The sequence below is a fragment of the Azospirillum sp. TSO5 genome, assembly GCF_003116065.1.
In the GTDB taxonomy this organism is placed as follows: Bacteria; Pseudomonadota; Alphaproteobacteria; order Azospirillales; family Azospirillaceae; genus Azospirillum.
In genome coordinates this window covers 1-15,044 of sequence record NZ_LGQY01000086.1, presented here as the reverse complement: position 1 = coordinate 15,044, position 15,044 = coordinate 1, and the positions used below count along the sequence as shown (strand labels likewise).

Sequence of the window (15,044 nt, the reverse complement as noted above, 5' to 3'; positions counted from 1 at the left end):
GCGTTACCGCCCTTTGACCCCATGGAACCCGCCGATGTCGGACCAGACCGCAACCGACCAGACCGTCCGCTGCGACCGTTGCGCCCACCGCTATCCCGCCGCCGAGGAGGGGTGCCCGCGCTGTCGTTCGATTCGGCGCACCAATGCCGTGATCGTGGCTCTGCTGGTGATGCTGGTGATTCTTGCCCTGGTCGGCTGGGTCGGCACCTTGGTCTTGACCTGAGATCACGTCCAGCTCTTTGGTCGCCCCTTGCGCAGACCCTGCACAATCCGTATGCAAAGCGCTTAACGAAACATCATTTCCAATAGTGCCGATAATCGAGCAAGTTTTTTGCTTGTCATATTAGACTTATTTTGAGAAGCAACCCTATGCCGTCGTCTTTGCGCAGGGGTTGCACCATGCTGAAAAACCTCCGGATTGCCGCGCTTACCAATCTGTTCGGGGTGGCGGTCACGCTGGGTTTCCTGGCGGTGGTCGTCACGGGCGCACTGGCGATCCGCGAGCTGAAGGTGGGTGGGCCGATCTACCAGCGCATCGTCCTGGGCAAGGACCTGATCGCCGACATCCTGCCGCCGCCGGAATATGTGATCGAAGCCTATCTGGAGGCGACGCTGGCGATGAACGACCCGGCGTCGGTCGGACAGCGCCGCACGCGGCTGGCGCAGCTGCGCAAGGATTATGACGAGCGGCACGAATATTGGCTGAAGGAGGGCTTCGAGCCGGCGCTGGTCGACCAGTTGACCCGGACCTCCCACGCGCCGGTGATGCGCTTCTGGAGCGAGATCGAGACGAGGTTCCTGCCGGCGCTGGCCCGCAAGGACGAGGCCGCGGCGCGCGCCTCCTACGCGGTCATCGCCGAGGCCTATGCCGCCCATCGCGCCGTCGTCGACCGGATCGTCGAGGACACCACCCGCTACAACAGCGAGACGGAGGTCTATGCCGCCGGCCGCGAGAACCTGTTCATGACCGCGGTTTGGGGCGTGTCGGCCCTGGTTCTGGCGGTCGTGGTGCTGGGCGTGCTGGGCATCCGGCGCCGGGTGGTGCGGCCGGTGGGCGAACTGACGGTGGCGATGCGGACGCTGGCCCAGGGCAACCTCACCGTCGCCATTCCCGGCGCCGACCGTGGCGACGAGGTGGGGGCGATGGCGCAGGCGCTCAACGTCTTCAAGCAGAATGCCGAGGAGGCCGAGCGCCTGCGCCGTCTGCGCGACGAGGAGCGCGAGCGGTCGGAGCGCGAGAAGCAGGCGGCCCTGCTGCGCATGGCCGAAACGGTGGAGACCGAGGCGTCGAACGCCGTCGACGTGGTCGCCAGCCAGACCAGCCAGATGGCCGGCAATGCCACCCGCATGGCCGAATCGGCCCGTGCGGTCAGCGACAACAGCCAGAATGTCGCCGCCGCCGCGACCCAGGCGCTGTCGAACGCCCAGACCGTGGCAGCCGCGTCGGAGCAGCTCAGCGCCTCCATCCGCGAGATCGCGGCCCAGATCGGCACCGCGACCACGATGACCGGCGACGCCGTCGGCGCGTCGGTCCGGGCGGAGGAGACCATCCAGCGGCTGGCGGAGGCGGTGACCCGCATCGGCGAGGTGACCGACCTCATCAACGACGTCGCCGGCCAGACCAATTTGCTGGCGCTCAACGCCACCATCGAAGCGGCGCGGGCCGGCGAGGCGGGCAAGGGATTCGCCGTGGTGGCGAGCGAGGTGAAGCAGCTCGCCGGCCAGACCGCGCGGGCGACCGACGAGATCGAAAGCCAGATCGCCGCCATCCAGGCCACCACCGCGGAGGCGGTGAATGCCGTGCGCGCCATCGCCGAGCGGGTGCGCGGGGTCGAAACGGTATCGGCCACCGTCGCCGCCGCCATCGAGGAGCAGGAGGCGGCGACCGGCGAGATCGCCCGCAACGTCGTCCAGACCTCCAACGCCGCGCAGGAGGTGGCGACCCGCATCGCCGCAGTGTCTGAGGAGGCCACGGCCACCGGCGAGCGCGCGAGCGAAGTCAATGCGTTGTCCACCCGCGTCGCCACCAGCATCGACCAGCTCCGCCGCGTCCTGATCGAGGCGATCCGCACGGCGACGCCGGAGGTGAACCGCCGCGCCGCTCCGCGCTACCCGCTGAACCGTCCGGGCCGGATCACGGTGGGCGGGCGCGACTTGCCGGTGACGGTCGACAACGCCTCGGAAGGCGGCGCCCAGCTGAGCGGTCTGCCGCAGGAGGCATGGGGCGGATTGGTGGGGAGCGGATTGGTGGGGAGTGGACTGGCCGAGGGAACCGCGTTGCGCGTCGCGTTGCCGGGGCTGGAGCCGGTGCCTGCCGTCGTGCGCGCTCTGGAACGCGGTGCTGCCGGCCGTCTGCATGTCACCTTCACCCTGGCCGGGGCCGAACGGGACCGGTTCGCGGCGCAGTTCGGCCGCAGCGTCGCCGGGCTGGTGCCGATGGATCGCGCGGCCTGAGCGGCTGGCCCGCCACAGGACGGGAAAAGCCTTAAGTATGACAGGGATTTCATGACGTCGGGCGGGGACGCGGGTCCAGAATGGACTTGGTTCCAGGGCCTCCCGCCCATGCTGAAAGCCCGTCTGCCATGGTCGACACCACAGCCTGTCCCTATTGCGGGTCCGATTACGGGCATGGTCCCGACGACTGCCCGCTGTGCCGCTCCGCCCGACGCAAGGACCTGATCGTCCGATGCGTCATCGGGCTGATGTTTCTGATCCCGATCCTGACGCTGTTCGCCACCATCCTGCTGGACAACGGCATGGGGAAGATGCTGTCGATGGATTGAAGGCGGGTGGGGATCGGGCGGAGAGCGGCCGGCAACTACAGGTGGCCGGTCCGCGCCGACTGTTCCAGCGCCTTGATGTGCGACAGGCCGGGCAGGATCTCCGACTTCACGAACTCCATGCGCCGGTTGGGGCCGCCGCCGCCGCGGGCGAAGCGGTGCTTCCACAGGTTCATCTTCACCGCCAGACCGCACAGCACCCCGCCGATGGTGACGTGGTGGGACGAGATCAGTTCGCGGATCGACCGGAAGGTGTCGGCGTTGATGTCGCTCCAGAAGTCCTTCGATCGGTTGTCGAAGCTCTCGAACCGGCCGGTGATGGAGGTCGAGATGTCGGTCAGGTCGCGGGCGATGTCGTCGAGCATCCTGATCTGGCGCGGGTCGCGCTTGACCTCGGCGGAGCTGCGGATTTCGCCCATCCAGCCGACGAAGCGCTGCACCTCCGGCACGATCTCGTCCAGGCATTTGCGGAAATAGGCCAGCGACAGGAAGACGTCGCCGTATTCCTCGAGAAACTGCGGGATCTCGCCCAGGCCAATGTCCAGCCGGTCGGCCATCATGCGCAGGTTGCGCAGAGCCTCGTCCCGGTTGGGGTTGGCGAACAGTTGGATGATGTCGGTCACGTCGGAGACCTGCAGCTCCTCCGTGCCATAGACATATTCCATCAGCGGCCGGGTGAAGACCCGCATGTAGTTGGTCAGCTCGGCCTTCTTGCGGTCGGACAGGGTCAGCGATTCGACATTGTTGACGTCGATGTTCAGCCGCCGCAGCTCGATCCGCGAGGAATAGACGTCGAAGCTGGAGGCGGCGCCGATCTTCTCCAGCTTCACCAGATCGCGTTCGACCTCGTCCTTGTAGGATTCGAAATAAGCGGGGATGTGGCGGGGGGAGACTTGCCCGCTGCCGGTCTGGGCATCGCGGAACATCTCCACCACCGTCTGCAGCCGGACATTCTTGATCAGGCGCGCATGCTGCAAGCCGGGCGTTTCCAACGGGATCGCCGACAAGGGCAGGATGTGAAGGGAATCGCGCGCCTCGTCATCCCAGGCCCTGCGCTTTTCCGTGTCGGGAGCGGACTTCGTATCCGCCGCCGTTTCGCTTGCCCCGCCGTCCAACCGACCGTCCCCCACTGCCTCTTCGCGTCTTGTCTCGGCGATTATCGCAGAGCGCACCTTACAGCAGGAGTCAGGGCTGACAAGGATCGAGATGTGGCGGATTGCAGCGCAACCGGCCGGGGGTGCCCGCCGATGACGGCGGCGCCCCGGCCGAACCGGTCAATGGACGCTGACCGGCTCCATGTCGTTCTGGATGATGGCGGCGAAGGCCAGCTCGCGGTCGGCCACCACGCTCAGCGGCGTGCCGTCGGCGGCGTGGATGGCGAAGGCGGCGGTTCCGTCCATCTCGACCGGGCGGACATAGGCCACGTCGCCCAGGCCGAAGCTGGCGAAATCCTGGGGCGACAGCTGGCGCAGCTGGGTGTGGGTATCGTTCATCATGATCGTGATCTCCCGGCGGCTCCCCGTCATGGGCGACCGCGCGTGCAGAGTGTCGGGGGTAGAGTGTCGGAGAACGGGGGTGAAGGCTGTGACCTGGATCAGACTTTCCGGCGATCGGGCTTTCAGGCGATCAGTCGTCCCGGCCATCGGCGGACACGTCGATGGTGCGGGGCATGGCGCCGCCGGCGGCCTTCTTCGGCTGCTCGATCTTGATGGTGCGGACCTTCGGTTCCGGCATCGGGCGGGTCAGGTCGATGTTGAGCAGCCCGTTGTCGAGCGAGCAGCCCACCACCTCGATCCCCTCGGCCAGGACGAAGCTGCGCTGGAACTGCCGCGCGGCGATGCCGCGGTGCAGGTAGACGCGCGACTTGTCGTCGGTCTGGCGGCCGCGGATGACCAGCTGGTTGTCCTCGATCTGGACCGACAGGTCATCGGAGGTGAAGCCGGCCACGGCAAGCGTGATGCGCAGCCCGTCGTCGCCGATCTGCTCGATGTTGTAGGGGGGATAGCCTTCGGCCGAATTCTTGGCGATCCGGTCGAGCGTGCGCTCGAACTGGTCGAAGCCGAGCAGCAGCGGGCTGTTGAAGAGCGAAAGGCGAGTCGTCACGACGCATCCTCCTCACGACGGGAGCGAGTTGCGGAAGATGGGCCCGTTTCCGGCGCCCGGCGGGTCGGCGGCCCAGCATCGGCCGGCGCCGCCATGCCTATAGATTGGGAGAGCCGAGGTCGCGGTCAAGAACCCTGTGAGCCTCGGGAATGGTTAAGAATTTCAGGCGCCTCGCCAAGCGCCATTGCCACCGCGTCGGCGATGGCCAGACAGGAGGTCAGGCCCGGCGATTCGATGCCGAACAGGTTGACCAGACCGTCCACCCCATGGGTGTCCGGCCCCTGGATCAGGAAGTCGGCCTGCGGTTGCCCCGGCCCGCTCAGCTTCGGCCGCACGCCGGAATAGGCCGGCACCAGCGCGCCGTCCGGCAGCCCCGGCCAATAGGCGCGCACCGCGCCATAGAAGGAGTCGGCGCGGGCGGGATCGACGGCGTAATCAACGCTGCCCTCCACATCACCCAGCCATTCCACGTCGGGACCGAATCGGGCCTGTCCGGCGAGGTCCAGTGTCAGGTGGACGCCCAGCCCGCCCTCGACCGGCACCGGATAGACCAGCCGCGAGAAGGGGGAGCGGCCGGCGGCAAGCGCATAGTAATTGCCCTTCGCCAGCACGCGCGGCGGCACATGGGCGGCATCCAGCCCCTCCAGCCCGCGCGCCACGCCCCAGGCGCCCAAGCCCCCGGCATTGACCAGGGTGGAGCAGGCGATGCGCATCGGTTCCGCCCCGCCGACCTCAAGTTCGAAGCCGGTGGCGGTTCGGTGCGAGCGCGTCAGCGGGCTCAGCAGCGCCAGCATCGCCCCGGCCTCCTCCGCGTCGCCCAGCAGGGCCAGCATCAGCCCATGGCTGTCGATGATGCCGGTGGAGGGCGACAGCAAGGCGCCGACGGTGCGCAGGTTGGGCTCCCACGCCCGCGCGGTGGCGGCATCGATCTCGGTCAGGTCGGTGACGCCGTTCGCGGCGGCCTGGGCGCGGATCGCGGCCAGCTTGAGCAACTGGTTCTCCTCCGTCGCGACGATCAGCTTGCCGACGCGGCGATGCTCGACGCCATGGGCGGCGCAATAGTCATAGAGCGCGTCGCGGCCGGGTACGCACAGCCGGGCGCGCAGGCTGCCGGTCGGATAATAGATGCCGGCATGGATGACCTCGGAGTTGCGCGAGCTGGTGCCGGTGCCGATGGCGTCCGCCGCCTCCAGCACGATCACCTCGCGCCCGGCCTGCGCCAGCCGCCGCGCCACGGCCAGCCCGACCACGCCCGCCCCGACGACCACGCACTCCACCCGTTCCATCGCGCTTATTCCTGCCTGCCGAATCTTGTGCCGGGAAGGGGAGCGCAAAGGAGGGGCGTGCGCAAGAGGTTCCGGATATGCCGTCAGGCTTGACTCCGGCCCGTCAATGGGTATTGTGCGCGCCTTCACCTCCTGGGAAAGCGGGCGCGCGCAATCTTTGACGCCCCGTCCGCCGCCTGTAGCAAGGCGGACGGAACTACCGGGACAACATCAACTCGTGTCCAACGAGGCCTGAGAGTTATGAGCAAGCGTCAAGAGTCCAAGTACAAGATCGACCGCCGCCTTGGCGTCAACCTGTGGGGCCGTGCCAAGAGCCCGCTGAACAAGCGCGAGTATGGCCCGGGCCAGCATGGCCAGCGCCGCAAGAAGCCGTCGGACTACGGTCTGCAGCTGATGGCCAAGCAGAAGCTGAAGGGCTACTACGGCAACATCGGCGAGAAGCAGTTCCGCCGCATCTATGCCGAGGCCGTCCGCCGCAAGGGCGACACCGGCGAGAACCTGGTCGGCCTGCTGGAGCGCCGTCTGGACGCCGTGGTCTACCGCATGAAGTTCGCGCCGACCCCGTTCGCCGCGCGCCAGCTGATCAACCACGGCCACATCCTGGTCAACGGCCGCCGCCTGAACATCGCGTCGGCCCGCATCAAGGACAACGACACCGTCGAGGTGCGCGCCAAGTCGAAGCAGATGGCGCTGATCCTGGAAGCCTCCGCTTCCGGCGAGCGTGACATCCCCGATTACCTGGAAGTCGACGGCAGCGCGCTGAAGGGCCGCTTCGTCCGCGCCCCGCTGCTGGCCGACGTTCCGTACCCGGTCCAGATGGAACCGAACCTGGTCATCGAGTTCTACTCGCGCTGATCGGTCGGCTCCCGCCGAACGCGAAAGGCCGCTCCCTCGGGAGCGGCCTTTTTGCTTTTCAGCCGTTAGCTCGCCAATGCGATCCCTCCCGCACGCGGTGTTATTTCCGCCGCGTCAGCAGCAGCGCCGTCAGGTCGTCGTCGATGGGGCCGGTCGCTTTCAGGTCGCCGAGCAGGCCGGACAGCAGGGCGGCGTCGTCCGGCTCCTGCAGACGGCGGGCGAACAGGGTGGCGAGACCGTATTCGTCCAGAACCTCGTGGCTGTCCTCGCCGCCGACCGGGATCTCGATGGCGGCGTCGGAATAGAGGAACAGGCGGGCGCCGGGCGGCATCGGCAGCACGCGGCTGTCGTAGCTGGCCGACGCCAGCAGGCCGAGCGGCAGCCCGCTGCCGTCGCCCAGCCGCGGCGCCTCGTCGCCGGGATGCCACATCATCGGCGCCGTCGATCCGGCCGAGGCATAGTGGAACAGGCCGGCCGCCGGGTCGATCACGCCGGTCAGCATCGTCGCGAACTGGCCGCAGGGCAGCAGCCCGCACAGCCGGCGGTTCACGGCGGCCAGGAACTCCGCCGGGCTCAGCTCCGTGCTGCCGATCTGGCGACAGATGGCGTCCAGCCGGAAGGTGTTCAGCGCCGCGCCGACGCCATGGCCGGAGAAATCGACCAGATAGGTTGCGACCCGGCCATCCGGCAGCCGTTCGATTCCCCAGAAATCGCCGCCCAGCTCGGACGAGGGGGCGAAATGGGTGTGGATGGCGATGCCGGTCGCCGCCTCCAGCTCCGCCAGCCGGTCGGGGCCGGGCAGCATCCGGGCCTGCATGGCGCGGGCCAGCTCCAGCTCGGCTTCCGTGCGGCTGTGATACTGCTGCAGGTCGCGCAGCATGGTGCGCTTGCGCAGATGGATGCGGACGCGGGCCAGCAGTTCCACCGCGTTGATCGGCTTGGTGACATAATCGGTCGCCCCGGCGGCGAAGGCGCGGGCGCGATCCTCCGCCCGGTTCAGGCTGGACTGCACCAGGACCGGCAGCGATTTCCAGCGCGGATCGGCGCGCAGGCGCCGGCACATCTCGAACCCGTCCATCTGCGGCATCATCAGGTCGAGCAGCACGAGGTCGGGCTTGAACCGCTCGATCCGGACCAGGGCGTCATGCCCATCTTCCGCCTGCTCGATCAGGGTGATGCCGCCGCGCTCCAGCAATGCCAGCAGCAGATGGCGGTTGATGCGGTTGTCGTCGACGACCAGCACGCGGGCGCCGGCCAGCCCATCGAAGGCATCGCGCGTCTCGACCGGCAGCAGGCCGGGTGGCGGCGAACCGGTCATGGCGCCGTCTCCCGCTCGATCCACAGCAAGGTGTGGTCGTCGCCGCTGGCCTTGCCCAGCGCGAAGGCCAGCGAGCGGACCACCGCCTCGAAGCCCTCACCCTCCGCCACCGCGCGGGCGATCATCCAGCCGAGCCCGATGCCGGTTCCGCCGGAGTCCAGCGCTTCCAGCACGGCGACGGAGTAGAGCGCCAGCACGCCGCCGCGCGGCAGTTCCATCATTTCGCTGCGATAGCGGGTGCCGGGGGCAATGCCGATCGGCAGGCCGGTGGCCAGGCCGAAATGCGGCCCGCCGTCACCATCCAGGATCATCGGCGGCGCACCGTCTGCCGAAGCGTGGATGAAGCGCCCGGCCTCGCCGTCCACCACCCCATAGGTCATGGTCGCCTTTTCCCCCGCGGCGAGAAGCCCGGCGGCGCGGTCGTTCAGCGCGGTCAGCAGACCGGCGGCATCCTGGCCGTGAACGGGTCCAAGCTCCTGCAGAAGGGCATGCAGGCGGAAGGCATTCAGCGCCGCCGAAACCCCGCGGCCGGCGACATTCAGCAGATAGACGCCGAAGCGCCCTCCGCCGAGCGGCAGAAGCCCCCACAAATCGCCGCCGAGATGGGGGGAGATCGCGCTGTGGGCCCGCAGGCGACAGCCGGCGGCGGCGGCCACCGCGTCGCATTGCGCCGGGGTCGGCAGCAGGTGCTCATGCATCGACCGGGCGATGGCCAGCTCCGCCTCCACCCGCGCCCGATAGGCCTGCAGACGGCGGATCAGCACCCGGTCTTCCAGATGGATGCGCACGCGGGCCAGCAACTCGGTGCGCTCCAGCGGCTTCGACACCAGATCGGTGGTGCCGGCAGCGAAGGCGCGGTTGCGGTCCTCGCCGGACGACAGCGCGGTCTGCACCAGGATCGGCAGGTCGGCGGTCTCCGGCATGGCGCGCAGGCGGCGGCAGACCTCGAACCCGTCCATTCCCGGCATCATGATGTCGAGGATCAGCAGATCGGGGAGGGCGGCCTCGATCATCGCCAGGGCCTCCAGCCCGCTTGCGGCGAAGGAGACCCTGCGGAAGCCGGCCTCGGCGAGGAAGGCGCCGATCAGGGTGCGGTTGAAGGCGGTGTCGTCCACCACCAGGATCGGGCAATCGAGGATTGTGCAGTCGGGGTCCTGGTATTCGCAGGCGCGGCCGTCCGATCGCTGCGGATCGGCAAGTCCGTTCGGCGGCGCCGACACGGCCTCACTGCCGGGGCCATGCCATCCCGCCGCGGTCACAGCCGGAACCTCAGGCGGATGCTGCGGCCGCCATTTGCGATCTCCAGCTCTTCGGCGATGTTGCCGATCAGGTCGAGGCCGCGGCCAGAGGCGCCGGAACTGGTGCGCGGGCCGGGGGTGAAGCCTTCGCCTTCGTCGGTGACCTCCACCGTCGCCAACGCCCGGCCATCCTGCGCCCGTCCATCCTGCGCCGGGCCATCCTCCGCAGGATCGATCCGCAACGCGATGACGATGCGGCGGGCGGCCAGGGTCGGGTCGGCCAGACGATCGCCCAGATCGCGGGAAAAGCGTTCCAGTTCCTGCGCGCTCAGTTCCTTCATGCCGGAGACGCCCAGGTTGCCATGGACCAGCGCGTTGCTGACCGCCTCGTGCAGGGCCAGCTCCAGATCGTCGCGGCGGTCCCCGTCCAGCCGATGGCGCGCGTTCAGCGCGGCCAGCAGCCGCCCGCCGAGTTGGAGGTCATGGGCGGTCGCGGTGGTCAGGTTGAGGTAGAGGTCGTTGCCCGCCGCTTCGGTGAGCAGCGGGACCAGCCCGGCGGCATCGCTGCCGTCCGGCGGCTCGATCCAGGCGGCGACCGGGGGAAGCCACAGCTCGTCGGCATTTCTGCCGGGGTCCGATCCGGTTAGCAGGACGGCCAGCGCCGCCGGCCCGGCGGGCTCCGCAACCGGTGCCAGACCCAGAGCCTGAGCCAGCCGGGCAAGCCGTTCGGCCGGCATCCCCGGAGCCGCGAGGCCGGCGAAGCGGGTGCGGCATCCGACCGCTTCGGCCTTGCTCTGGGCCTTGCTCTGGGCCAGGCTCTGGGTCGTCCCGTCGTTCACCGGGATCAGTCCTCCATCGCAACGATCTTGGCGATCTGCGCCACGGTCAGCACCCGCTTCACCTGACCGGCGGCGCCCCGCAGGACGAATTGCTTGGCGGCGCGATCCATTTCCTCCCGCGCGATCAGCAGCATGCCGATGCCGGCGGAATCGACGAACTCCAGCGACGACAGGTCGAGCACCTGGCGCTTGAGCTTGTTCTGCCCCATCTCGCCGATCAGGGTCCGCAACTTTGCATGGTCGTTGAAGGTCAGGCGGCCGCGCAGGCGGACGACCGCCTCCTGATCGCGCACTTCTATGCCGTAATCCATAGGCCCGTCTTTCCGGAAAAGTGGTTCACTGTACAGGTGGCCGGCGCACCGGGCTAGAAGAGTTCAATATCACCGCCGGAGCCGCTTCCCCCTGCGGCATTGAGGTCGAGCACACCGTTTTCATCCAGCGCGGTGCCTTCCAGCAGCAGCTTGCGGACGAAGCGCTCGCGCATCTCGCTCAGCGTGAATCGACCCATCAGTTGGTTCAGCCATTCCTCCGGCTCCCGCGCGCCGATGCCGGCGGGAACCTGGGCGCGGATTTGGGTTTCCAGCTCTCCCAGCCCGGCGCCCATGATGGCGAGGCTGTCGTTGATCGCCTCGATCCGCTGCTTGGTCAGGTCCTGGAACTGCATGCCGGTGATGACATGGGCGATGGTGGCGGACATGTCGGACGACACCGAGGCGGCGGTTTCCAGCACCGACTGGAAATGGTTGGTCTGCGCCACCAGGCTGTCCATCGTCTTGTCGACGCGCTCCTTGGCCAGCATCTGCGGCGACATGTCGGTGTTGGCGATCTGGCGCAGGATGTCGTGGCCGTTGCGGACGCCCTTCACCACGGCGGTGACCTTGCTGCGCATGCGCTCGGCCAGCTCGCCGGTGGAGCGGGAGAGGTGGCGCACCTCCTGCGCCACCACGGCGAAGGTGCGCCCGGCCTCGCCGGCGCGGCTGGCCTCGATGGTGGCGTTCAGCGCCAGGAAGTTGGTCTGGCGGTTGATGCCGTCGATGTCGCCGATCGACTTCTCCAGCTCGGCCACGTCCTTCTGCACGTCGTCCAGCAGATAGACCATGCTCATGGCGTGACGCGACAGGGTGACGATGTTGGTCACCATGTCGGTGATGACGTCCTGCATGCCGACGACCAGCGTGTCGAGCGGCACCCGTTCGCCGTCGATGTCGACCGACCCGGCCATGGCGACGATCTGGGCCACCCGTTCCGACTGGTCCAGCGCCTTCTGGGCCAGCTCGCGGAAGCGGTCCGACAGGTCGAGGGTGGAGGTCTCCACATGGTTCGAGGTCCGCGTCAGCTCGCCCTGCACGACGTCGAGCGTGCGGCGCTGCACATCGGCGAAGCCGAGCCATGTCGACAGGAGCTCCGCAGTGACCGCGACCTTGGCGTTTCCGCCTTGGGCTCCGTCCTGGAAATTGTCCGGCGTCGCGGGCACGGCATCGGGGGAGGCGGGGGTAAACATACTGGTGCTCCTTAGAAACTCTGCCCGGGGAAACCTTGCCCGGATGCCCGGTCGGATCAGGCGGTGCGGGGGCGCTCGCCGACGGCGTCGAAGGCGCGCAGCATTTCGGCGGGGATTTGGGTAAGCGGCAGTTCGACCGCGACCGCGCCGGCCTCCTTGGCGGCCCTCGGCATGCCATAGACGACGCAGCTCGATTCCTGCTCGCCGATGGTGAAGGCGCCGGCCTCATGCATCGCCTTCATGCCGATGGCGCCGTCGCGGCCCATACCGGACAGGATGACGCCGACCGCATTGCCGCCGGCCGCCTTGGCGACGGAGGCGAACAGCACGTCGACCGACGGGCGGTGACCACTGACCGCCGGGGTGTCCTGGATGTGGCAGACGAAGCCGGCGGTGTCGCGGACGATGGCGAGATGGCGGTCGCCGGGGGCGATCAGCACCAGCCCCTGGACCGGCCGGTCGCCATGGACGGCCACCCGGACGGTGGGCGCCGACAGCCGGTCGAGCCGGGCCGCGAAGCTGGGCACGTAGCTCGGCCCCATATGCTGGGTGATGACGATGGGCGGGCAATCGGCCGGCATGGCGGCCAGCACGTCGCGGATGCGCTCCACCCCGCCGGTCGAGGCGCCGATGGCGATCAGCCGTTTCCCCGACCCGGCGCGGCGCGGCGTCGGCAGCACGCCATGCACGGCGGCCGGGCGGCGCATGGTCAGGCGCGCGGTGGCGGCGACGCGGATCTTGGAGACCAGCTCCATCGCCGTCGCCTCGAACCCGTGCCCGTCGGAACCGCCGGGCTTGGCGACGCAGTCCACCGCCCCCAGCTCCAGCGCGCGGATGGCGGCGTCCGATCCTTCACGTGTCAGGGAGGAGACCATGATGACCGGCGTCGGCCGCAGGGTCATGATCTTCTCCAGGAAGGACAGGCCGTCCATCTTCGGCATCTCGACGTCCAGGGTGATGACGTCGGGGTTGGTGGCCTTAATGACCTCGCGCGCCTCGAAGGGGTCGCGGGCGACGCCGGCGACCTCCATCCCCGCCTCCCGGCTCAGGATGTCCTTCAGCATTTCGCGCATCAGGGCGCTGTCGTCGACGATGACGACGCGGATCGGTCTGGGCATCGGTCAGCTCCCTCCCGGATCGGCGGGCGTGAACAGTTCGACCTCGCCTTCCTCGGGGCTCTGGCTCAGGTGGGTGATGAAGCGCCGTTCGCGGGTGACGGTGTCGGCCGCCGCCTCCGGCCGCAGCAGGCGGCGCAGCGCACGCCCGCTGTGCGGGAAGTAATGCAGCCGCCGGGCGGAGTCGCCGCCCAGATCCTGGCCCGCCAGCGTCAGCCCCTCCGCCCGCACGTAATCCAGGGCGAAACGGCTGTTCAGCCCGCCGATGTCGTAGCTCGACTCGATGACCCGGCCACCGCCGAACAGCTTGACCTGCAGGCGCCGGCGTTCGGCGCCCGCCGCCAGCAGCGCGTTGATCAGCCGCTCCATCGCCACCGAGCCATAGCGCGCGGCGACGCCGGCCCCCTCCAGCTCGATCGCCGGCAGATCGGGCAGCATGAAATGGTTCATGCCGCCGATGCGGCGCACCGGGTCGTGAATGCAGGCCGCCACGCAGGACCCCAGCGTCGTCGCGATCATCAGGTCGGGCCGGTCGCTGACCGCCTGCTGCCCCAGCGCGATCTTGACGGTGTCGACCTTGAATTCCTGGTTGAAGTAGCGCCCGCTGCCGAGGCGCCGGTGGGTCGCGGACCGGTTGGATCCGGATCGGGGAAGGGGGACGGCGTTCATCGCTCAGTCCCTCCGGTAGATCGTCGGACCGGCCTGGCGGAACAGGTTCGACACGCCATACAGGCTCTCCGAATGGCCGAGGAACAGATACCCGCCGGGGCGGAGCATCCGGGCGAAGTTTTCTATCACCTGCATCCGGCCGCGGCGGTCGAAATAGATCAGCACGTTGCGGCAAAAGATCGCGTCGAACGGGCCGGACATCGGCCAATGTTCCAGCAGGTTCAGCGGCTTGACGGTAACGAGGCGTTTCAGCTCATCGCCCATCGCCACGGCGGGCTCGCCGTCCAGCCTCACGTCCTGGGTGAAGCGCTGGCGGACCTGTGGCGGGATGCCGGTGGCGCCCGACAGCGGATAGATGCCGCGCCGGGCGGTGTCCACCATGTGGGTGTCGATGTCGGTGGCGAGGATGCGGGCGTCCCAGCGGCGCAGATCGGCGCCCATGGTCGAGACCAGAACCATCGCCATGGTGTAGGGCTCCGGCCCCGACGAACAGCCGGCCGACCACAGCCGCAGGCGCGGTTTCGACAGGTGGGCGTTCAGCTCCCGCACCTCCGGCAGGACGGTGGAGGCGAGGAAGTCGAAATGGTGCGATTCGCGGTAGAAGCTGGTCAGGTTGGTGGTCAGCGCATTGACCAGGAAGCCGATCTCGTCCGCCACGTCCTCGCTCTGCAGCAGGGCGCAATAGGCGTCGAAATCGGGCAGGCGCAACTCGCGCAGGCGCCGCGCCAGCCGGGCATAGACCATCTCGGCCTTGTGCGGGGCCAGCGCGATGCCGGCCAGCTGATAGAGCAGCCCGGCGATCAGGTCGAAATGGTGCCGCTCGAACCGGAACTCGCGCGCACCGCCGAACACCGCTGCCGGCGAGGCGGCGAGGGAGCGCCGCGTCGTCGCGGGTTCGGTCGATAAGGCGGGCGAGCGGTCGGTCATCGCGGCACCGGTGGCATTGTCAGGCCGATTTGCGATCAAGGGTGAAGAAGGTCATCTGGTGGCGCAACTGGTCGGCCTGTTCCTCCAGCGAGCGGGCGGCGGCGGTGCTTTCCTCCACCAGGGCGGCGTTCTTCTGGGTCATCTCGTCCATCTGGGCGATGGCGATGTTGACCTCGTCCAGGCCGGACGCCTGCTCGGCGGTCGCCCGCGCGATCTCCGACACCAGATCGGCGACCCGGCCGATGCCCGACACGATCTCGGTCAGGGAGCTGCCGGCCGAGCGCACGAGATCGACGCCGTCGCGCACCTGCCCGCCGCTGTCCATGATCAGCGCCTTGATCTCCTTCGACGCCTGGGCGGAGCGCTGGGCGAGCTGCCGCACCTCCTGCGCCACCACGGCGAAGCCGCGCCCG

Annotated in this window: 17 protein-coding genes; 4 read left to right on the top strand and 13 right to left on the bottom strand. The window is 68.6% G+C overall.

All coding sequences use genetic code 11. The features are described from left to right. The first annotated feature begins 34 nt into the window (after window positions 1-34). The 3 genes from TSO5_RS21620 to TSO5_RS21610 all read left to right on the top strand — a co-directional run bounded on the left by TSO5_RS21620 (window position 35) and on the right by TSO5_RS21610 (window position 2,783). Window positions 35-223: a hypothetical protein gene (locus TSO5_RS21620; RefSeq protein ID WP_109153504.1), complete on the top strand. Its 189-nt coding sequence runs from the start codon at window positions 35-37 to the stop codon at window positions 221-223. A 176-nt stretch (window positions 224-399) separates the two neighbouring features. Continuing rightward, window positions 400-2,454: a methyl-accepting chemotaxis protein gene (locus TSO5_RS21615; protein WP_109153502.1), complete on the top strand. Its 2,055-nt coding sequence runs from the start codon at window positions 400-402 to the stop codon at window positions 2,452-2,454. A 128-nt stretch (window positions 2,455-2,582) separates the two neighbouring features. Continuing rightward, window positions 2,583-2,783, top strand: a complete 201-nt coding sequence (locus TSO5_RS21610; protein ID WP_244560865.1) for a hypothetical protein — start codon at window positions 2,583-2,585, stop codon at window positions 2,781-2,783. Window positions 2,784-2,818: 35 nt separating this feature from the next. Here the strand turns inward: TSO5_RS21610 and TSO5_RS21605 are convergent, their stop codons facing one another. The 4 genes from TSO5_RS21605 to TSO5_RS21590 all read right to left on the bottom strand — a co-directional run bounded on the left by TSO5_RS21605 (window position 2,819) and on the right by TSO5_RS21590 (window position 6,169). Next, entirely contained in the window at window positions 2,819-3,895 is a 1,077-nt protein-coding gene (locus TSO5_RS21605) for a hypothetical protein (RefSeq protein ID WP_109153498.1), read from the bottom strand. 159 nt (window positions 3,896-4,054) lie between these two features. After that, entirely contained in the window at window positions 4,055-4,276 is a 222-nt protein-coding gene (locus TSO5_RS21600; RefSeq protein ID WP_109153517.1) for a DUF1150 family protein, read from the bottom strand. A 130-nt stretch (window positions 4,277-4,406) separates the two neighbouring features. Next, complete coding sequence (locus tag TSO5_RS21595) at window positions 4,407-4,883, bottom strand: Hsp20 family protein (RefSeq protein ID WP_042689584.1); 477 nt, start codon at window positions 4,881-4,883, stop codon at window positions 4,407-4,409. A 125-nt stretch (window positions 4,884-5,008) separates the two neighbouring features. Further along, window positions 5,009-6,169, bottom strand: coding sequence for an NAD(P)/FAD-dependent oxidoreductase (locus tag TSO5_RS21590; RefSeq protein WP_109153496.1), 1,161 nt, complete (start codon window positions 6,167-6,169; stop codon window positions 5,009-5,011). Between the two features lie 240 nt (window positions 6,170-6,409). Between TSO5_RS21590 and rpsD the strand changes: the two genes are divergently transcribed. Continuing rightward, on the top strand, window positions 6,410-7,024 hold the full coding sequence (rpsD, locus tag TSO5_RS21585) for a 30S ribosomal protein S4 (protein WP_109153494.1): 615 nt from the start codon (window positions 6,410-6,412) through the stop codon (window positions 7,022-7,024). 100 nt (window positions 7,025-7,124) lie between these two features. Here the strand turns inward: rpsD and TSO5_RS21580 are convergent, their stop codons facing one another. From TSO5_RS21580 to TSO5_RS21540, 9 genes are all read right to left on the bottom strand, one after another. Next, the gene (locus tag TSO5_RS21580; RefSeq protein WP_109153492.1) at window positions 7,125-8,342 is read right to left on the bottom strand and encodes a SpoIIE family protein phosphatase; all 1,218 of its coding nucleotides are present in this window, start codon (window positions 8,340-8,342) and stop codon (window positions 7,125-7,127) included. Then, a complete protein-coding gene (locus TSO5_RS33675) occupies window positions 8,339-9,601 on the bottom strand; it encodes a fused response regulator/phosphatase (RefSeq protein WP_109153491.1) in 1,263 nt (420 codons plus the stop codon). Before TSO5_RS33675 ends, TSO5_RS21580 begins: the two co-directional genes overlap by 4 nt. Beyond that, window positions 9,598-10,419, bottom strand: coding sequence for an ATP-binding protein (locus TSO5_RS21570; RefSeq protein WP_247870868.1), 822 nt, complete (start codon window positions 10,417-10,419; stop codon window positions 9,598-9,600). The genes TSO5_RS33675 and TSO5_RS21570 overlap by 4 nt, the downstream gene beginning before the upstream one ends. A 5-nt stretch (window positions 10,420-10,424) precedes the next feature. Next, the gene (locus TSO5_RS21565) at window positions 10,425-10,730 is read right to left on the bottom strand and encodes an STAS domain-containing protein (protein WP_109153489.1); all 306 of its coding nucleotides are present in this window, start codon (window positions 10,728-10,730) and stop codon (window positions 10,425-10,427) included. Between the two features lie 53 nt (window positions 10,731-10,783). Then, the gene (locus TSO5_RS33670; RefSeq protein ID WP_109153488.1) at window positions 10,784-11,920 is read right to left on the bottom strand and encodes a methyl-accepting chemotaxis protein; all 1,137 of its coding nucleotides are present in this window, start codon (window positions 11,918-11,920) and stop codon (window positions 10,784-10,786) included. A 56-nt stretch (window positions 11,921-11,976) separates the two neighbouring features. Beyond that, complete coding sequence (locus TSO5_RS21555; protein WP_109153486.1) at window positions 11,977-13,038, bottom strand: chemotaxis response regulator protein-glutamate methylesterase; 1,062 nt, start codon at window positions 13,036-13,038, stop codon at window positions 11,977-11,979. Window positions 13,039-13,041: 3 nt separating this feature from the next. Continuing rightward, window positions 13,042-13,704: a chemotaxis protein gene (locus TSO5_RS21550; RefSeq protein ID WP_109153485.1), complete on the bottom strand. Its 663-nt coding sequence runs from the start codon at window positions 13,702-13,704 to the stop codon at window positions 13,042-13,044. Between the two features lie 3 nt (window positions 13,705-13,707). Then, window positions 13,708-14,631 (bottom strand): protein-glutamate O-methyltransferase, encoded by a 924-nt coding sequence (locus TSO5_RS21545; RefSeq protein ID WP_109153483.1) that lies wholly within the window; start codon window positions 14,629-14,631, stop codon window positions 13,708-13,710. 19 nt (window positions 14,632-14,650) lie between these two features. Continuing rightward, window positions 14,651-15,044 (bottom strand): methyl-accepting chemotaxis protein (locus TSO5_RS21540; RefSeq protein WP_247870867.1); only part of this gene is annotated, 394 nt, incomplete at its 5' end.